This is a genomic window from Mycobacterium sp. 852014-52450_SCH5900713, assembly GCF_001667075.1.
In the GTDB taxonomy this organism is placed as follows: Bacteria; Actinomycetota; Actinomycetes; order Mycobacteriales; family Mycobacteriaceae; genus Mycobacterium.
The window spans coordinates 227,442-246,623 of record NZ_LZIL01000035.1; the positions used below are offsets into that span (position 1 = coordinate 227,442).

The 19,182-nt window shown below is 66.2% G+C and carries 15 protein-coding genes, 1 tRNA gene and 1 pseudogene; 11 read left to right on the forward strand and 6 right to left on the reverse strand.

Features of this window, described 5'->3' with window-relative positions:
• Window positions 1–90 precede the first annotated feature (90 nt).
• Together A5773_RS10560 and A5773_RS26755 are read right to left on the reverse strand one after the other, a co-directional pair.
• The gene (locus tag A5773_RS10560; protein WP_067790805.1) at window positions 91–861 is read right to left on the reverse strand and encodes an enoyl-CoA hydratase; all 771 of its coding nucleotides are present in this window, start codon (window positions 859–861) and stop codon (window positions 91–93) included.
• A gap of 438 nt (window positions 862–1,299) precedes the next feature.
• The gene (locus tag A5773_RS26755; RefSeq protein WP_067790852.1) at window positions 1,300–1,713 is read right to left on the reverse strand and encodes a hypothetical protein; all 414 of its coding nucleotides are present in this window, start codon (window positions 1,711–1,713) and stop codon (window positions 1,300–1,302) included.
• A 421-nt stretch (window positions 1,714–2,134) separates the two neighbouring features.
• On the opposite strand from A5773_RS26755, the gene A5773_RS10570 reads away from it, so the two are divergent.
• The 3 genes from A5773_RS10570 (at window position 2,135) to A5773_RS10580 (ending at window position 5,577) form a co-directional block, all read left to right on the forward strand.
• The gene (locus A5773_RS10570) at window positions 2,135–2,827 is read left to right on the forward strand and encodes a type 1 glutamine amidotransferase domain-containing protein (protein ID WP_066958430.1); all 693 of its coding nucleotides are present in this window, start codon (window positions 2,135–2,137) and stop codon (window positions 2,825–2,827) included.
• Between the two features lie 93 nt (window positions 2,828–2,920).
• Window positions 2,921–4,402: a biotin carboxylase gene (locus tag A5773_RS10575; protein WP_156659815.1), complete on the forward strand. Its 1,482-nt coding sequence runs from the start codon at window positions 2,921–2,923 to the stop codon at window positions 4,400–4,402.
• Entirely contained in the window at window positions 4,399–5,577 is a 1,179-nt protein-coding gene (locus tag A5773_RS10580; protein WP_067790807.1) for a serine hydrolase domain-containing protein, read from the forward strand. Before A5773_RS10575 ends, A5773_RS10580 begins: the two co-directional genes overlap by 4 nt.
• 15 nt (window positions 5,578–5,592) lie before the next feature.
• Here A5773_RS10580 and A5773_RS26265 read toward each other — a convergent pair whose 3' ends face one another.
• The 3 genes from A5773_RS26265 to A5773_RS10595 form a co-directional block, all read right to left on the reverse strand.
• The gene (locus tag A5773_RS26265) at window positions 5,593–6,150 is read right to left on the reverse strand and encodes a hypothetical protein (RefSeq protein ID WP_066958424.1); all 558 of its coding nucleotides are present in this window, start codon (window positions 6,148–6,150) and stop codon (window positions 5,593–5,595) included.
• A gap of 130 nt (window positions 6,151–6,280) precedes the next feature.
• Window positions 6,281–7,771 (reverse strand): DHA2 family efflux MFS transporter permease subunit, encoded by a 1,491-nt coding sequence (locus tag A5773_RS10590; RefSeq protein ID WP_067790809.1) that lies wholly within the window; start codon window positions 7,769–7,771, stop codon window positions 6,281–6,283.
• Entirely contained in the window at window positions 7,768–8,709 is a 942-nt protein-coding gene (locus tag A5773_RS10595; RefSeq protein WP_067790811.1) for a DUF5996 family protein, read from the reverse strand. Before A5773_RS10595 ends, A5773_RS10590 begins: the two co-directional genes overlap by 4 nt.
• Before the next feature lie 168 nt (window positions 8,710–8,877).
• Between A5773_RS10595 and A5773_RS25985 the strand changes: the two are divergent.
• From A5773_RS25985 to A5773_RS10610, 4 genes and pseudogenes are all read left to right on the forward strand, one after another.
• A pseudogene (locus tag A5773_RS25985) lies at window positions 8,878–9,003 on the forward strand (LLM class flavin-dependent oxidoreductase); the annotation flags it as partial.
• A gap of 47 nt (window positions 9,004–9,050) precedes the next feature.
• Window positions 9,051–9,911 (forward strand): NmrA/HSCARG family protein, encoded by an 861-nt coding sequence (locus A5773_RS10600; protein WP_067790813.1) that lies wholly within the window; start codon window positions 9,051–9,053, stop codon window positions 9,909–9,911.
• A gap of 17 nt (window positions 9,912–9,928) precedes the next feature.
• A complete protein-coding gene (locus A5773_RS10605) occupies window positions 9,929–10,669 on the forward strand; it encodes a 3-oxoacyl-ACP reductase family protein (RefSeq protein ID WP_067790815.1) in 741 nt (246 codons plus the stop codon).
• Window positions 10,670–10,952: 283 nt separating this feature from the next.
• Complete coding sequence (locus tag A5773_RS10610; protein WP_066958414.1) at window positions 10,953–11,879, forward strand: cyclopropane mycolic acid synthase family methyltransferase; 927 nt, start codon at window positions 10,953–10,955, stop codon at window positions 11,877–11,879.
• A 73-nt stretch (window positions 11,880–11,952) separates the two neighbouring features.
• Here A5773_RS10610 and A5773_RS10615 read toward each other — a convergent pair.
• Window positions 11,953–12,029: transfer RNA gene (locus tag A5773_RS10615), tRNA-Arg, on the reverse strand.
• A 187-nt stretch (window positions 12,030–12,216) separates the two neighbouring features.
• Here A5773_RS10615 and A5773_RS10620 point away from each other — a divergent pair.
• From A5773_RS10620 to A5773_RS10635, 4 genes are all read left to right on the forward strand, one after another.
• On the forward strand, window positions 12,217–13,464 hold the full coding sequence (locus tag A5773_RS10620) for an alpha/beta hydrolase (RefSeq protein ID WP_067790817.1): 1,248 nt from the start codon (window positions 12,217–12,219) through the stop codon (window positions 13,462–13,464).
• A gap of 150 nt (window positions 13,465–13,614) precedes the next feature.
• A complete protein-coding gene (locus A5773_RS10625; protein ID WP_066958410.1) occupies window positions 13,615–15,084 on the forward strand; it encodes a wax ester/triacylglycerol synthase family O-acyltransferase in 1,470 nt (489 codons plus the stop codon).
• Window positions 15,081–16,823, forward strand: a complete 1,743-nt coding sequence (locus A5773_RS10630; protein ID WP_066958409.1) for an HAD-IB family hydrolase/lysophospholipid acyltransferase family protein — start codon at window positions 15,081–15,083, stop codon at window positions 16,821–16,823. Before A5773_RS10625 ends, A5773_RS10630 begins: the two co-directional genes overlap by 4 nt.
• Window positions 16,820–19,171 (forward strand): glycerol-3-phosphate 1-O-acyltransferase, encoded by a 2,352-nt coding sequence (locus A5773_RS10635; protein ID WP_067790819.1) that lies wholly within the window; start codon window positions 16,820–16,822, stop codon window positions 19,169–19,171. The genes A5773_RS10630 and A5773_RS10635 overlap by 4 nt, the downstream gene beginning before the upstream one ends.
• Window positions 19,172–19,182 lie beyond the last annotated feature (11 nt).

The window sequence follows — 19,182 nt, forward strand, 5'->3', positions numbered from 1 at the left end:
TTTGTTCATGCGCCAGGGAGGTTGGCGTCTTCGCAGCAATCACACAATGTGTGCTCTGCTACCGATCCCAACCTGTTGACCATCATGGCACTACCGGCGTTGTGCCGCGGCCAATCGCTGAGCAAACTCCGGCGACTGGATGGAGTAGGCCTGGGGGCCGAGCTCCGTGCGCATGGCGAAGACGTGTTGCTCGTGGTCCAGCGATCCCGGGCTGACGGTGGCGCGCATGGTGGCCTTCGTCGCCAGCACCACCTCGCGCGGGGCGGCCGCGGGCCCCGCGGCGAGCTCCAGCGCTGCGGCGACCGGATCGTCGGCGACGGAAAGCGCCAAGCCGTGGCGCACGGCGGCCTCAGCGTCGAAACGCATGCCGAAGAGCAGGGCCGCGCGGGCCACCTGCGGGCCCACCGACCGCTGCAGCATCCAGGTCGCACCCCCGCCGGGATGCAGGCCGAGCTTCTGGAACCGGGCGTCGAACAGCGCCGCCGGACCGGCGATGCGCACGTCGGCCGCCAGTGCGAGATTCAGACCCGCGCCGACGGCCGCGCCGTTGACCGCGGCGATGGTGGGCAGCCGGCAGCTGCCGATGGCCATGAAGCCGTCGTAGAGCTGCTGCAGACCCGTCTCGGCCTTGTCGCCGCCCGCGGCGCCGAGCGCGCTGAGGTCCGCGCCGGCGCAGAACGCCTTGCCGGCCCCGGTGACCACCAGGGCGTGCACGTCGGGGTCGGCCTCGACCCGCTCCACGGCGGCGCGCAGGTGCGCGGACATCTCGGCGGTCACCGCGTTGCGCCGGTCGGGGTCGTTGACGGTGACGAGCGCGACGCGATTTTCGACGGTGAACAAGACGAGGTCGGATTGGGCCATCAGGCACCTCCGCGGCTTGGGTTTGGCGGGTCCGGGCGACGCACGATGCTGTGCCGTCGGCTGCGACTCCGGGGCAGGGTAAGGGTACTGCGCGACCTGCTCACGGATGACAACCGGTGTGGGCGCGGTCGCTGTGTGTTTCGCCCAATAGGCACCAGCGGGAACCGTTGCCTTCGCATTCGGTCTTGACCGGCAGGGGATTGGCTTCCCTCGGGACGCGAACGCTATTGGAGGTCGGCTGCGGGCATTTTCAAAGAATGGTTGTGAAAAAGCGAATGCGTTTGCCATTGGGCGCTCGAGGCAACCCTCAAAAGGGTGCCGAGCACGCCACGTCGTTTAATGACGGGGATGTGATTCAGGACCGAAAATGCGCGACCACGCTTGAACCGGCGCCCGAGAAGAGTCACACACTGAGCCCAAAGCCTTGACTGCTTTTGCTCACCCGCATTCGGGTCTAGCCAACTTCTTCGCCAGCTGATCGAGCGCCGCTTGGCGCCGTCTGACGGCACATGCTCGTTGATCCCGCTGCGTCCCTTGGATCACCGTGGTTGGGAACGTGTCGTAGCGGAACCTCGTGTTCGCATAGTGGATTGCCGCATCGATCATTTCGATGTAACGCTCCGCTTCGTCCACGGCGCACGTGCCCTCGATGCGCTGGACTTCATCCCAACAGGGATAGGAGGAGTACCGGGCATCGAGCCGTTGCTGCGAAACCTGGGATCCGAAGTAGCCACGCCAGTCTCGGCTTAGCCACCCCCGTGTCTTGACCTCAACTTTGATCCTGTTCCCCAGCCCGGCTACGAACTTGGGTTCTCCAACTCGCACCACCGGTTGCCAGTCGTCCGACGTCACATCGACCACCCCTCGAATAGAGACGCCCTAAGTCATAATCCCCCGGCTAGCGTCATCTGCTCGCACGACACGCCAATTGTCGTTCCCTAACCGTCAATTTGGCAAACTTTTAGCGACCGGCGGCATCGCGGCACTTGTTGGGAGCCTTTAACGCCGTCGTGTCTTGCGGCGCAGCGACGGTGCGCGAGGCCAGCAAGAATCCGCAATGGCCTACCGCTGATGTTGATGCCGGCCGCAGAGAGCGCCGGCCCAAAGGCACCGACGGCAGGACGCTAAATGCGAATCGTGGCGGAGAACAAGACTGCAGACAAGGAAATCGGTTCCGTGCGCCTGGCGATTGGCGGTTCGCGGTTGCACGCCGACTATGAGATGGGCGACGCTTGGGCATCAATGCATTGCGGGGCTAACGAGGGGACGCGCGATGGCAAAGGTTCTGTTCGTCGTGACCGGCGCAAGTTACTGGACGCTCAAGGACGGCACGAGGCATCCGACGGGCTATTGGGCCGAGGAGTTCGCCGCCCCGTACCGCGCGCTCACCGACGCCGGTCACGAGGTCGTGGTGGCCACCCCGAAAGGTGTTGTGCCGCATGTGGATGTGATGAGCCTGCGTCCGTCGATGGCCGGCAGTGAAGAGATCGCCCGGGAGCTGGAGGAGATCCTGCGCTCCGCAGAGGAATTGCGCCGGCCGATCGAGTTGGCCGACGCCCGCCTCGAGGACTATGACGCCGTCTACTACCCGGGCGGGCACGGCCCGATGGAGGACCTGTGGCAGGACGCGGACTCAGGCCGGCTGCTGACCGCGGCACTCGCGTCCGGCAAGCCGCTGGCCATCGTCTGTCACGCTCCGGTCGCCCTCATGGCGACTCGGCGAAACGGGGCTTCACCATTCGCCGGTTACCAGGTCACGGCTTACACCAACGACGAAGAGGACGCCGTCGGCCTGCGAGAGAAGGCGCGCTGGACCGCCGAGGACGAACTGGTGAAGCTGGGCGTCGACTTCTCCCGCGGCGAGGTCTGGAAGCCCTACACGGTGAAAGACCGCAATCTCTTCACGGGTCAGAATCCGGCCTCGGCGGCCCCTTTGGCGAAAGAGTTCATGAAGGAACTCCGTTAAGGGAGTGCCGCAGGCCATGCGGGTTCACACTTGTGGAATGAACCTCTGTGATTGCACCGCCTATGCGCTGAGCGCAGCGCCCCCGCGGGTGGCCTGATCGTGCCCGCCGGTGGGCCCGAGCTGGAGCCGCGCCGCCCGTTGAAAGGCCTCTCGGACATCCGCGCGTTCTTTCACACGAACAAGGTGCCGCTGTACTTCATCTCGCCGACCCCGTTCAACCTGCTAGGCGTCGACCGCTGGATACGAAACTTCTTCTACCTGACCTACTTTGACTCTTTCGAGGGCACACACTCGCGCGTGTTCGTGCCCCGGCGACGTGACCGCCGCGATTTCGACTCGATGGACGAGGTGTGCAGCCACCTGCTGTCCGATTCCGAGACGCTCGAGTTCATCGCCGGTAAAGGTCCCGGCGGCAAGTGCTGCTTTGTGATGATGAACGAGGAAATCCAGGCCCTCGCGCGGTCCGCGGGCCTCGAGGTCATGCATCCGCCGATCGAGCTGCGTAATCGCCTGGGCTCCAAGATCGTCATGACGCACCTGGCCAGCGAGGCGGGGGTGCCGAGCGTGCCAAACACGATCGGGCGGGCCGGCTCCTACGACGAACTGCTGGCGCTCGCACAAGGCGCCGGGTTAGGGGATGACCTCGTCATCTCGATCGCGTACGGCAATGCCGGCAGCGGGACGTTCTTTGTGCACGGTCAGCGCGACTGGGACCAGCACGCCGGTAACCTGGTCGGGCAGGACCTCAAGGTCATGAAGCGCATCCGCAATGTGGAGGTGTGCCTCGAGGGTGCAGTGACCCGCCACGGCACGGTGGTCGGCCCAGCGATGACCAGTCTCGTCGGTTATTCGGAGCTGACGCCGAGCCGGGGCAGCTGGTGTGGCAATGACATCTGGCACGAGGTGCTGCCGCCCGCCCAGACGCATGCCGCGCGAGAAATGGTGACAAAGCTGGGCGACGTCATGCGCCGCGAGGGTTATCTCGGTTATTTCGAGGTGGACCTGCTGCACGACCTCGACTCCGACGAGCTCTACCTCGGCGAGGTGAATCCGCGCCTGAGCGGCGCGAGTCCGATGACGAACCTGACCACCGAGGCCTACGCCGACATGCCGCTGTTCCTCTTTCACCTGCTCGAGTACATGGACGTGGAGTACGAGCTCGACATCGATGAGATCAACTCCCGCTGGGAGCGCGGCTACGGCGAGGACGAGGTCTGGGGCCAGGTGATCCTCACCGAGACCTCGCCGGATATCGAGATCTTCACCGCGACGCCACGCACCGGGGTATGGCGCATCGACGACGACGGTCGGGTCTCCTTTTCGCGGACCGCCAACGACTGGGCCACGCTGCTCGACGGCTCCGAGGCCTTTTACATGCGGGTCGCGGCGCCCGGCGACTTGCGTTCCGAGGGGGCCCAACTCGGCGTGCTCGTCACCCGCGCACACCTGCAGACGGACGACTATCAGCTCAGCGACCGCTGCCAGCGCTGGGTCAAAGGTATGAAGGCGAAGTTCACCTCAACGCCCCTGACCCCCGCCGCGCCGATCGTCTCGCGACTCGTCGCGCGCGCGTGAGCCGCCCGGCCGGTATCGCACTGCACAACTGGCTGTCGCCGCCGTACGCGCGGTGGTCCTTCCAGCATGTAGAAGACATGGTGCCGACCGCAGTAATCCCCAGGGGGGCCGGGCCGGTCGCGCGCCTGCCAGCCGCCCGTGCTCCCGTGGCCGAGATTTCGGTGACCAACACCAACGGGACGGCCACCACCGTCGGCGCGGTAATGGCCGCCACCGTCACCGACGGGTGGGCCGTCGCCCACCGCGGCTCGACGGTGGCCGAGGAGTACCTGGACGGCATGACGGCCACGACCCGGCACCTGCTGTTCTCGGTGAGCAAGTCGATGGTGGCGGCGGTGGCAGGCGGGTTGCACGGCTCCGGTGCGATCGATCTTGACGCGCCGGTCACGAGATACGTTCCCGCCCTGGCCAATTCCGGCTACGCCGGCGCGACGGTGCGCCACCTGCTGGACATGAGGTCGGGCATCGCCTTCTCCGAAAATTACGACGATCCGGCCGCCGAGATCCACCGTCTCGACCAGGCGATGGGGTGGGCACCCAAGAGCGGCCCGGACGTCCCTGCCACGCTGCACGACTTCCTGCTGACCCTGCGGCAGAAGTCGGCTCACGGCGGACCGTTCGAATATCGCTCGTGTGAAACGGACGTCCTCGGCTGGATCTGCGAGGTCGCTGCCGGCCAGCGGATGCCCGAATTGATGTCGGAACTGTTGTGGAGTCGGATCGGCGCCCACCGCGACGCCACCATTGCCGTCGACTCGGTCGGGACCGGGTTTTGCGACGGCGGCATCAGCGCCTGTCTCACCGACATGATCCGGTTCGGCTCGCTGTTCCTGCGCGACGGTGTCTCGCTGACCGGGGAGCAAGTGGTGCCGGCGGCGTGGATCGCCGACACCCTCGACGGCGGCGCCGACTCCCGTCAGGCATTCGCCGCCAGCCCCGATCACGACACCGATCTGCCCGGCGGGATGTACCGCAACCAGATGTGGTTCCCGTACCCGGGCAGCAACGTGGTGTTGTGCCTGGGCATGTGCGGTCAGATGGTCTACGTCAACCGCTCCGCGGAGGTCGTCGCCGCCAAGGTGTCCACCCAGCCGCACTCCCATGAGCCGCACATGTTGGACACGCTGCGTGCGTTCGACGCGGTGGCACACGAACTGGCCGGGGTCACCGGTTAGTGCCTGCCGTCGGCGTCAGGTGTGGACGATCCAGCCCGCTTCGGTGAAGGGAGCGGGTTGCGCGGGATCGTTGATCGTGATGTACAGGTCGCCTGCCGCAGGCATAGCGAAGCCCACGAAACCATGCGTGGTCTGCCCGTCCTGAAGGCCGCCCGACTGCAGCGGGGGCATCTTGTCGAGCCTCTGGTAGTCGACCGCGAGCGTTGCCGGCTGGGGCGCATTGTCGGGATGGGTCAACGGCTGACTGCCGCCGCCGTAACCCGCGAATATGTAGTTCCGGTCGAATTGGAAGAACCGGTGGGACGTCGCGGTGATGGTCAATTCCACGACGTTGCAGCCGGGGCCAGACGGATTCGCAAAATGCGAGGCGCACCCCGGCGGCAACCACGTTGCACTGTCGACAGTGATGTCTGCGGTCGCGCCGCCGGCCGACCGCACATGCACGGGCACACCCAACTGACCGATGGGAAACGGTGGATTCTCGGGCGTGGGATCAGCCGATGCGATGGGACCCGAGCATGCGGCAATGGCCACGGCAACCGCGGCTGCAGGAATCACCGATTCCGCGCGCACCCGGGGGGGTTACCCGCAGCGCTGCCGCACGCAAACCCGTCCGAATAGTTGGTCGGGAGCTAGTCACGGTTCCTCGAACGCTTATCGATCGCGGCACACGCGCTCGCGGCACAGAAACGATAAGGAACTGCTACCTGCCATCCGGCGCTTGCGCGGTATGTCGAGTGCAGGGGTCTTGGCAGGCGCAATTAACCCCGGGCAGTACTTGGTGTGCGACGCCGACGCCGCTGTGAATGGTGACGACCGCGACGATCCCGCCGCTCGCGGAAAGTGCTGCGGCAATGAGCATTGCAACTGCGAAGCCATGGCCGAGGGGTTGCCCGATGCCGGCATCGATTCCGGCCACGGTTGGCAAGGCCGCGACGGCGAGCAGTCCGGCGAGGCGCGCGACGGCGTTGTTGACGCCTGAAGCGGTTCCGGCAAGCTCCTCCGGCACGGCGGCGAGGACCGCCGCGGTGAGCGGCGCGACGGTGATCGCCAAACCGAGGCCGAAGACCGCGACTGCGGGCAGCACCGCTTCGAAGTATGACGCCCCCGGGGTGATGCGGGCCATCAACGCCAGTCCGGCTGCGGCAAACAGGGGGCCTACCGTCATGGGCAGCCGCGGACCCAGGCGCTCGGCGAAGGCACCGGCGCACGGCGAGCCGAGCAACATGATGATGGTGGTCGGCAGGGTTGCGAGGCCGGCAGCTAACGCCGAGTAGTGCAGGGTTTGCTGCAACTGTAGTGCCAGCAAAAAGAGAGCGCCCCCGAGCGCGGCATAGACGGCGAGCGTGGTGAGGTTCGCGCCGGTGAATTGGCGCAAGCGAAATAAGCGCAGGGGTAGGACCGGGGCGGCGGCACGCGTCTCGATCAACGCAAACGTCACGAGTGCCGCTACGCCAATTGTGGCGGCTGCCACGGTGATTGGCGTCCAGCCGCGAGAAGGCGCTTCGATCAGCGCATAGATCATTCCGGCGAGGCCGACCATCACCGCGGCGGCGCCCAGGACATCCGGGCGTCCTCGCGCGGCGGTGTTGCGCGATTCGGGAACGTGACGAGCCGTAATCCACCCGGCGGCGGCGGCCAGCGGAATGTTCAAGAAGAAGATCCACCGCCAGGACGCGGCGTCGACAAGCCAACCGCCGATCAACGGGCCGAGTGCCGTGGTTACCCCGGACATGCCTGCCCAAATCCCCACGGCACGCGCCCGGTCTTGGTCTCTGATTCCGACGTCGATCAATGCAAGGCTGCCGGGAACCAACGCTGCCGCGCCGACGCCCTGAACGATGCGTGCGCCGATCAACCAGCTCACGGTCGGCGATAGTCCGCAGGCGAGCGAGGCCGCGGTGAAAACGGCCAAGCCGCTGAGAAACACACGGCGCCGACCATAACGGTCGCCCGCCGCGCCTCCGGAGAGCAGCAACGCCGTCAGCGACAGCAGATAGCCGTCGAGTACCCACTGCTGGCCGGCCAACCCGGTACGCAGGTCCCGCCCGATAGCGGGGAGCGCGACGTTGACCACGGTGCTGTCGAGAAACGCGATGCCGGAGCCAAGGACCGCCGCTGCGACCAGCCACCGTGCAGCGGACGACGTCAACGGCACTCGCTGCGCGGCAATGACTTTCCGTTCGGTGGTCATCCTCGTGTTCGGTAGGCGCTCCACCGATCCGGGTCGTCTTCCAACGCGGCACGGTCCCAGCCGGCATTGATGGCCGCCGCTTCATAGGTGTCTTGGAGAAAACCGAGCAGCGTCCGATCCGGATCAGCCGCCTGCCGGACAACCTCATACGGTAAGACGTACTCACCGAGCTCTTTGCGGTAGCCAGCGTTTGCGGGACCGACGGCGTGGTCACCGAACCCGTCGGGCTCCGGATAGGCGTAAGCGTAGAACGCGCCCTCGTCACCCCCGCCGGGCCAGAACCCGCAGCTGCTCAGTTCGTGTGAGTAGCCCTCGACCATGACCCAGTCTCCGCAATTCGGCGCCCCGCCGGGATGGCGGGGTGCTTTGCGGCCGGAAAACCGAGTGCACGCGAGATCCATTGCGCCCCAGAAGAAATGTACCGGGCTGACCTTGCCGATAAAGCGGGACCGGAATTGACCAAGTACCCGGTCGGCCTGCAGGAGCTGGCGCCAGAACAGGTTGGCGGCGGCAGGGTCGTACGACGCGTGCTCGCTGTCCTCGGCGAACGGCAGGGCTGGGTCAACTTCGTTAGGATGCGATTGGATGCTTGTGGTGAGTCCTAATTCATCCAGTGTCCGCATGGTCTGCGCGTAGAACTCGGCGACCGACATCGGTTTCAGCGCCACGGCACGGGTGGCTCCGGTGCTGCTCCGAATCAGCAACTGGTGATCTATGAAGTCGAATTCGATGTCGAAAACCTCGGTCCCGTACGGGATCGTCGAAGTCGTCAGCCCACGGGGAGTCACGTACGAAGTGACCTGCCACCAATGGTTGACCATCGGCGAATGAGCGAGTCGGACCTTGCCGACGATCTGCATCCACATGTGCAGTGTGGCCCGCGTCGGCGCCCAGTCGTCAATTCGCAGGCTCGGCCACGCATCGCTGGGTTGCGCCATTGGCTGATCACTCCTGGCTCGGTGCCGCTTCCGTGCGGCCAGGCGTTTAGTCAAGCACTTACCCGCGCTGTGGACGAGGCGTAAGGTCTTTTCACGCGCCGCGGCCTATTCGGACATAGGGGGTCCTTAAGCGCACCGCGGTCGTTAGGTGTGGAATCGATGTCCGGTATGCACTTTGGGATCTTTACGGTCGGCGACGTCACCGATGATCCGACGACGGGCTACACACCCACCGAAGCCGAGCGCATCCGTGCCACGGTGGCGATCGCGAAGAAAGCCGAAGAGGTCGGTCTTGTCTACCCCTGGTTCGGCCAGGGCGGCCGCAGCGGCAAGGAACTCCGTTGAGAGCAACGTCTGGATCACCCTTCTTGGTGTTGGGCGCCACCGGTGGGCAGGGCGGCGCGGTTGCCAGCGCGTTGCTGGCCCTAGGAGCCCCGGTGCGCGCAATGGTGCGGCGTCCTGACGCGCCGTCGGTTCGTCGTCTGCATGAGCGCGGCGTCGAGATTGTCGTCGGCTCTCTCGATGACCACAATGCGCTTGGAGCGGCGGTGCGCGGCGTCGCAGGAGTATTCGCGCTGACCACTCCGTTCGACGCGGGGGTCGACGCCGAGCTGGCCCAGGGTCGTGCGATCGTCGGGGCGGCCATCGACGAGCAGGTGCCACACCTGGTCTTCAGTTCAGTCGCCGGAGCGGATCAGCACACCGGTGTGCCGCATTTCGAAAGCAAAGCGATCATCGAGGCGGAGCTGACCGCTAGCGGCGTGCCGTACACCATTGCTGCCCCCACCTACTTTTTCGACAACGCCCTCGGCGGAACCGACCGCATTCATGCCGGGGTGCTCGATCTGCCGCTGCCGCCCAATCGTCCGTTGCAGCAGTTGGCCCGCCCAGACTTGGCGGCGTTTGTCGCAAAGGTGCTAGGCAATCCGGAGCCGTACCTGGGGCAGCGCATCGAGCTGGCCGGCGACGCCGCCACGCCGGCGCAGATGGCCGACGTGCTCAGCGCGGCCTTGGGGCACAGCGTGCGACACGAACAGACCCCGCTCGACTCCATCGCCAATCCCGATATGCACGCGATGTGGCAGTTCCTCAACGGCCCCGGCTACCGCGTCGATATCGAGGCTCTGCACGCCGCGAACCCGGACATCCGGTGGCAGTCCTTCGCCGAGTGGGCGCGGCACGCCTTCGGGCCCCGAAGCTAAAGGAGGCGCGGACAGGAATGAACGTTCTGGCGGGAAGGCGGGCACTGGTCACCGGTGGCTCGCGCGGGATCGGCGCGGCGATCGTTAAGCGGTTGGCCGCCGACGGCGTGATGGTGGGATTCACCTACGCAGCTTCGGCAACCGCGGCAGACACGCTGCGGGCGGAGGTGTCGGAACGGGGCGGCACGGCGGTGGCCATTCAGGCCGACAGCGCCGACGCGCAACAGGTCACCGACGCGGTCGATGCCACAGTGGCGGCCTTCGGCGGTTTGGACATCCTGGTGAACAACGCCGGGTTGAGTAAGTCCGGTGTCGCCGAATCCTTTGCGCTACAGGACTTCGATCGGATGCTGGCAGTCAATGTTCGGGGCGTATTCGTGGCCATCCAGCGGGCGATTCCCCACCTAGGTGCCGGTGGCCGCATCGTCACCACCGGCAGCATCTTCGCGGACCGCGTTCCACGTCCGGGCAGCGCCGTCTATGCCATGACCAAGGCCGCGCTCTCCGGGCTGACGCGCGGGCTGGCCCGCGAGCTGGGACCGCGCGGCATCACGGTCAATGTCATCCAGCCGGGGCCTACGGCAACCGACGCCAATCCCGATGCGGGCGAATTCGCCGATGCCATGCGGGAACTCACGGCGGTCGGTCACTACGGCCGCCCCGAGGACATCGCCAGCGCCGTGGCTTACCTGGTAAGCCCGGAGGCTCGCTTCATCACCGGCATTGCCTGGAACGTCGACGGCGGTTTCACCGCCTAACCAAGACTGTCCGATGCCGCTGCTCGGTACGCTCAACTCCCTGATCAGGGAGGGTCAGCCGAACGGGTTTAAAGCATCAATCGGAACACTGTCAGGCATCACCCGGAGACCAAATGTCAACGATGAGCCGACGTCCTACCCGGGTGTGAGTCCACCCGCATGAATCGAAAGTGTGACCCAAGGATTAGCAGCGCTTTTACCTAGACGTTTTTGGGGAACGATCACTGTGACCACTGGAAAATCTTGGTCATCCGTATCCGCAGGGAAGTTAGGGGCGTTGTAGATGTCCGCTCAAGGGAACGCTGGAAGCGCGCACCTGAAACCGCCGGTCGAGAAGGTCCGGTCGCACTACGACAAGTCGAACGAGTTCTTCAAGCTCTGGCTCGACCCGTCGATGACCTACAGCTGCGCCTACTTCGACGAACATCCCGACCCGCAGAATCTGACCAAGACGCTGGAAGAGGCGCAGTACGCCAAGCGCAAGCTGGCCCTGGACAAGCTCAACCTCGAGCCCGGCATGACCCTGCTCGACATCGGCTGCGGCTGGGGTTCGACGATGCGGCACGCGGTGACCGAGTACGACGTCAACGTCATCGGCCTGACGCTCAGCGAGAACCAGTACGCACACGATGTGGAGAAGTTCAAAGAAATCGACAGTCCCCGCCGCATGGAGGTGCGGATCCAGGGCTGGGAGGAATTCCCCGACGAACCGATTGACCGGATCGTGTCGCTGGGCGCGTTCGAGCACTTCGCCGACGGAGCGGGCGACGCGGGATACGAGCGTTACGCCGTCTTCTTCAAGAAGTTCTACGACCTGCTGCCCGACGACGGCCGGATGCTGCTGCACTCGATCGTGGTGCCCACCACCGAGGAGGTCAACGCGCTCGGCTTGAAGACGACGATGACCCTGCTGAGGTTCATCAGCTTCATCCTCAAGGAAATCTTCCCGGGCGGTAGGTTGCCCCAGGTTCACCAGATCGACCGGTACGCCACGGACGCGGGATTCAAGATCGAGCGCCATCACTTCATCGGCAAGAACTACGTTCCGACGCTGAATACCTGGGCGGACGCTCTCGAGGCACACAAAGAAGAGGCGATCGCGTTGAAGGGGCAGGAGACCTACGACATCTACATGCACTACCTGCGGGGCTGCTCGGACCTCTTTCGGGACGGTTACACCAACGTTTGTCAGTTCACGATGGTCAAGTAGTCGGCTGTTAGGGGTCACCAGGCATCACCCGAAGCCGAAACGTCAAGCATCAACTGACGTCCGACGTCAAACTTGGTGCCCCCGGCACGACTCGAACGTGCGACCTAGGGATTAGAAGGCCCTTGCTCTATCCACCTGAGCTACGGAGGCAATGTGCAGGTCAGTCTATTCCAACGGCGTGTCGCGAGACGACTCGCCGCCGCGACGCGCGCGAAAAGCGTTCCCGCGCCACGGTTATCGGTTATGGTTGGGACCCTCGACACACGTGCAACACCGGCCGGTAACCGGCCGTTTACCGCAACGAGGCGTGTGCAGATCGTCGAGGGGTGGCGTTGCTATGAGCGTGACCACGCACCTGACTTCACGGTGCTCATGGGCTGGTACCCAGGCAGGACGCCTGGCGGCCGACGCGATGGATGCTTACCGGGCCGGCACGCTGTTGCTGCGCGGCTCGCCGTTCGCGCTGGGTTGCCTCGTGGGCTGGCTTTCGACGGAGTTTCCACCGCACGTGCTGACCGGGCATGCGCTGTCGCGGGTCGCGCACCCGTCCATCGGCCGCGTCGGCACATCCTGGGCCGCGCAGCGGGCGGATAGGGCGTTGACCGCCGCGCTCGAGGAGTCGTTCGGTCCAGACTTCCGCGAGCAGGTGTGCCACCCGAGCAGCATCAAGCCGGCCTGCGCGCCGCGCAGCGGCATGTTGAACAGGCCAGGGCCGCATCGCCGGTACGCGGCGCAGACGTCAAACATCTCCTACGGTCCGGGTGGGCGGGACAACCTGCTCGACATCTGGCGCCGCCATGACCTGGCGCCGGGGCGGCGGGCGCCAGTGCTGATCCAGGTCCCCGGCGGGGCGTGGACCGTCGGCGACAAACGAGTGCAGGCCTACACCCTGATGAGCCGCATGGCCGAACTCGGCTGGATCTGCGTCTCGATCAACTACTGCAAGAGCCCACGTTCGACGTTTCCCGCGCACCTCATCGACGTGAAGAGGGCGATCGCGTGGGTCCGCCAAAACATTGCCGACTACGGGGGCGATCCCGACTTCATCGCGATTACCGGCGGCTCGGCCGGCGGACACCTGGCATCCCTGGCCGCGCTCACCCCGAACGACCCGGCGTTCCAACCCGGATTCGAAGACGCCGACACGACGGTTCAGGCCGTCGCGCCCTATTACGGCGTGTACGACTTCACCGATTTCGAGAACATGCACGACTTGATGCTGCCGTTCCTGGAGCAGTTCGTGGTGAAGGCCCGCTACGCCGACAAGCCCGAGCGGTTCAGGGCGGCGTCACCGGTTACCTACGTGCACAGCGACGCGCCGCCTTTCTTCGTGCTGCACGGCGAGAAGGACGAGTTGGTTCCCAGTGGCCAGGCCCGGGGCTTCTGCGCGGCGTTGCGCGCGGCCGGCGCTGCCACGGTGGCCCACGCGGAGCTCACCAATGCGCACCACGCGTTCGACATCCTGTCCACGGTTCGATCGCGGCTGGCCGCCGACGCCGTCGCCGATTTCTTGGGTGTCATCTACGGCCGGCGCGTCAGCTCCCTGCTGGACTTGGACCAGCTGGCAGCCACGTCGGCCAGCTGAGCCCGGGCCCTCGGTCACCGGCGCGGCGGTCCGACCGCTCCTTTCACCAGCGCGGCAACCCGACTAGCGTTGTGTTGGCTATGGGGTTGGCGGGGCCGAGGCAGGAGGCTTGATCGACGGTGACAGGGCTGGCGCGTCGGGCGGAGGACCATGACTGAGTCCGTCGAGGTCGTGAAATTGTCCGACCAACTTGGACCGGTCGACTATCTGATGCATCGTGGTGAAGCGAATCCCCGGACTCGGTCGGGGATCATGGCGCTGGAACTTCTCGACACCACGCCGGACTGGGATAAGTTCCTGACCCGATTCGAGAACGCTTCCCGGCGGGTGTTGCGGCTGCGCCAGAAGGTTGTCGTGCCGACCCTGCCGACCGCGTCGCCGCGCTGGGTGGTGGATCCCGATTTCAACCTCGAGTTCCACGTGCGCCGGATGCGGGTGGCCGAACCCGGCACACTGCGCGACGTCTTCAACCTCGCCGAGGTGATCCTGCAGTCGCCCATGGACATCTCCCGTCCGCTGTGGACGGCCACCCTGGTGGAGGGCCTGGCCGACGGCAAAGCCGCCACGCTGCTGCACGTCAGCCATGCGGTCACCGACGGCGTCGGCGGTGTGCAGATGTTCGCGGAGATCTACGACCTGGAGCGCGACCCGCCTTCCAAGCCGACGCCCCCGCTGCCCATCCCGCAGGACCTCACACCCAATGACCTGATGCGGCAAGGCATTAACCACTTGCCCACCGCCGTGGTCGGCGGTGTCGTGAGCGCGGTGTCCGGGGCGGTGTCGGCTGCCGGACGGGCCGTCCTGGAGCCGGGGTCCACCGTGTCCGGAGTCGTGAGTTACGCGCTCTCGGGCATGCGGGTGCTCAATCGGGCGGCCGAGCCGTCGCCGCTGTTGCGGCGCCGCAGCCTGGCCACCCGCACCGAAGCGATCGACATCCCGCTCTCCGACTTGCACCGGGCGGCCAAGGCCGGCGGGGGCTCGATCAACGACGCCTACCTCGCCGGCCTCTGCGGAGCCCTGCGGCGCTATCACGAGGCGCTCGGAGTGCCGATCAGCACGCTGCCGATGGCGGTACCGGTGAACCTGCGGGCCGAGGCCGACACGGCCGGCGGCAACAGGTTCACCGGGGTCAACCTGGCCGCGCCCGTGGGTACCGTCGACCCGGTCTCGCGGATGAAGAAGATCCGCGCGCAGATGACGCAGCGCCGCGACGAGCCCGCGATGAACATCATCGGTTCGGTCGCGCCACTGCTGAGCATCCTGCCTACGGCGGTGCTCGAGGGCATCACAGGCTCGGTGATCGGCTCCGACGTGCAGGCCAGCAACGTCCCGGTGTACCCGGGAGATACCTACATCGCCGGCGCGAAGGTGTTGCGGCAGTACGGGATCGGTCCATTACCGGGGGTGGCGATGATGGTGGTGCTGATCTCGCGGGGCGGGTGGTGCACCATCACCGTGCGCTACGACAGGGCATCGGTGCGCAACGAGCCACTGTTCGCTCAATGCCTGCTGGAGGGCTTCGACGAAATTCTGGCGCTGGCCGGGGAGGGGGCGCCCCACGCGGTGCCGGCCTCGTTCACCGAACCGGCGACTTCGGCACGGACGGCGTCGGGCTCATGAGCACCACGAAAGACCAGGGAAACGAGCGCGGGACACCCGGGACGGACATGCGTCTGCCGGGCTCGGTCGCCGAAATCATGGCCAGCCCACCGGGTCCGAAGATCGGGGCGTTCTTCGACCTCGACGGGACGCTGGTGGCCGGCTTCACGGCGGTGATTCTCACCCAGGAGCGGCTGCTGCGCCGTGACATGGGCGTGGGAGAGCTGCTCGGCATGGTCCAGGCCGGCCTGAGCCACACGCTCGGGCGGATCGAGTTCGAGGACCTCATCGGCAAGGCCGCCGCCGCGTTGGCCGGCCGCTTGCTGGACGACCTGGAGGAGATCGGCGAGCGGCTGTTCGTGCAGCGAATCGAGTCGCGGATCTACCCCGAGATGCGCGAGCTGGTGCGGGCGCACGTCGCTCGCGGGCACACCGTGGTGCTCAGCTCGTCGGCGCTGACCATCCAGGTCAACCCGGTGGCGCGGTTCCTCGGCATCTCGAACATGCTCACCAATAAGTTCGAGACCACGGAAGACGGGATGCTCACCGGCGGCGTGCAGAAGCCGATCTTGTGGGGGCCCGGCAAAGCCGCTGCGGTGCAACGGTTTGCGGCCGAGAACGGCATCGACCTGAAGGACAGTTACTTCTACGCCGACGGGGACGAGGACGTCGCCCTGATGTACCTGGTCGGCAACCCGCGCCCGACCAATCCCGAGGGCAAGATGGCCGCCGTGGCCAAACGCCGCGGCTGGCCGATCCTGCGTTTCAGCAGCCGCGGTCCGGTGGGCCTGCGCCGGCAGATCCGCACCCTCGCCGGCTTCGGCTCGATGTTCCCCGTCGCCGCCGGCGCCGTGGGCATCGGCGTGCTGACCCGCAACCGGCGGCGCGGGGTCAACTTCTTCACCTCGACCTTCTCCCAGCTGTCGCTGGCGATCGCCGGGGTGCAGCTCAACGTCATCGGTCAGGAGAACCTGACCGCGCAGCGACCGGCGGTGTTTATCTTCAATCACCGCAACCAAGTTGACCCGGTCATCGCCGGCGCGCTGGTGCGCGACAATTGGATCGGCGTGGGGAAGAAGGAGCTGAAGAAAGACCCGATCATGGGCACGCTCGGCAAGCTGCTCGACGGCGTCTTCATCGACCGGGACGACCCCGTCGCCGCGGTGGAGACGATGCACGAGATCGAAGACCGGGCGCGGAGGGGACTGTCGATCGTGATCGCCCCGGAAGGCACCCGCGTCGACACCACCGAAGTCGGGCCCTTCAAGAAGGGGCCGTTCCGCCTGGCCATGGCGGCCGGTATCCCGATCGTTCCGATCGTGATCCGCAACGCGGAAATCGTCGCCGCCCGCAACTCCACCGTAGTCAATCCCGGTACCGTGGATGTCGCCGTCTTTCCGCCGATCTCGGTGCAGGACTGGACCGTCGAGAACCTGCCGGAGCGCATCGCCGAGGTTCGACAGCTATATCTGGACACGCTGGCCAACTGGCCGATCGACGAGCTGCCGCAGGTCGACCTGTATGCCGAGAAGAAGGCGGCGACGAAGGCCAAGACCCCCGCGAAAAAGACTGCGGCTAAGGCGGTCTCGAAGGCACCGGCAAAGAAGGCCGCCTCCCGGAAGGCCGCCTCGAAAGCCAAGCCCGCCAAGGCGAATCCGCACGAGTCGCAGGCCGCCCTCAAAGACGGTGAGGCACACCGGCCCGCCGAGGCGACCGCCAGCACGGAGCCGCCGGAATCCGCGCCCGAAGGGCGGCCGTGACCGAAGCGGCCGCGGATACCACCGCGATCCTCACCGGCCAAGACTCGCTGGTGTTGGCGTCCATGGCCTCGCCGGTCGAGCGGGAACTGGTGACGGCCTGGATGGCTCAACAGCGCGCGGACAAGCCCGAGGCGAGATTCGACGTGCTGGAACTGCCGCCGCCCACCGCGCCCCCCGATGCGCTGACCGCGCTGATCGAGCAGCTCGAGGCCGGCGGCGGCGACGACCGTTCCATCGTCCCGGTACGGGTGTTCTGGCTGCCGCCACCGGATCGCGGCAGAGTCGCCAAGCTGGCCGGGCTGCTACCGGGGCGAGATCCCTACCACCCCAACGAACGTCAGCAACTGCAGATCATTCGCAACGCTCCCCAGCGGGCGCGGGTGGTGGCCGGCGAACCGGCGAAAGTCTCCGAACTGCGCGAGCAGTGGCGCGACACCACCGTTGGCGAGAATGAAAGCGACTTCGCCCGATTCGTCATCCGGCGCGCGCTGCTGGCGCTGGAACGCGTCGAGTATCGGATCCTGGGGCCGCAGTACAAGTCTCCGCGGCTGGTAAAGCCGGAAATCTTGGAGTCCAGCCGATTTCGTGCCGGGCTGAAGAAAATCCCCGGCGCGACCGTCGACGAAGCGGGCGAGATGCTCGACGAACTCTCCACCGGCTGGAGCCGCGTGTCCGTCGACCTCGTTTCCGTGCTCGGCAGGATGCTCAGCCGCGGATTCGATCCGGAGATTGACTACGACGGATATCAGGTCGCGGCGATGCGCGCGGCGCTGGAGGCCCACCCGGCGGTGCTGTTGTTCTCGCATCGCTCCTACATCGACGGCGCGGTGGTGCCGGTGGCAATGCAGGAAAACCGGCTGCCGCCCGTGCATGTGTTCGCCGGCATCAACCTGTCGTTCGGCGCGATGGGCCCGCTGCTGCGCCGGTCCGGCGTCATCTTCATTCGCCGCAACATCGGCGAAAACCCGCTCTACAAATACGTTCTGCGCGAATACGTCGGCTACATCGTCGAAAAGCGGTTCAACCTGAGTTGGTCCATCGAGGGCACGCGCTCGCGCACCGGCAAGATGTTGCCGCCAAAACTCGGCCTGCTGGCCTACGTCGCCGATGCCTACCTGGACGGCCGCAGCGAAGACATCCTGCTGCAGCCGGTGTCCATCAGCTTCGACCAGTTGCACGAGATCGCCGAGTACGCGGCCTACGCCCGTGGCGGGGAGAAGACGCCCGAAGGCGTTGGCTGGCTGTACAACTTCATCCGGGCGCAGGGCGAACGCAACTACGGCAAGATCTACGTCCGCTTCCCGGAAGCCGTTTCGATGCGCCAATACCTGGGCCCGGCGCACGGCACGCTGACTCACGACCAGGACGCCAAACGGCTTGCGCTGCAGAAAATGTCGTTCGAGGTCGCGTGGCGGATATTGCAGGCGACGCCGGTGACGGCGACCGGCCTGGTGTGCGCGTTGCTGCTCACCACCCGCGGCGCGGCGTTGACGCTCGATCAGCTGCACCACACCCTGCAGGACTCGCTCGACTATCTGGAACGCAAACAGAACCCGATGTCGACGAGTGCGCTGCGGCTGCGCTCGCGCGACGGCGTGCGGGCGGCGGTCGACGCGTTGTCCAACGGGCACCCGATCACCCGGGTCGACGGCGGCCGGGAACCGGTGTGGCACATCGCCCCCGACGAGCAACACGCGGCCGCGTTCTACCGCAACTCGCTGATCCATGCCTTCCTGGAGACCTCGATCGTCGAATTGGCGCTGGCGCATGCCCGGCACGCCGAGGGCGACCGGATGCGCGCCTTCTGGGACCAGGCGATGCGGCTGCGCGACTTGCTCAAGTTCGACTTCTACTTCGCGGATTCGGCGGCATTCCGGGACAACATCGCCGAAGAGATGGCCTGGCACGACGATTGGGAAGCCCATGTCAGCGCCGGGGGCGAGGAGATCGACGCGCTGCTGTTCGCCAAGCGCCCGCTGATGGCGGATGCGATGCTGCGGGTGTTCTTCGAGGCCTACGAGATCGTCGCCGACGTGTTGCGGGATGCGCCGGCCGACGTCGGCCAGAAGGACTTGACCGCCTCGGCGCTCGGCGTGGGCCGCCAATACGTGGCGCAAACCCGGGTCCGCAGCAGCGAATCGGTGTCGACGCTCTTGTTCGCCACGGCCTATCAGGTCGTCGTCGACCAGGATCTCATCGCGCCCGCGCCGGACCTCGCCGACCGTCGGGCCGCGTTTCGGGGGGAGCTGCGGGACATCCTGCGAGATTCGGATCACGTCGGGCGGATAGCGCGCGACCAGTTCGTCGCCCGCGAGGTCAAGGCGCGTCGGGAGCGCCTGGCTCGGTAGTCCCCGGTCGG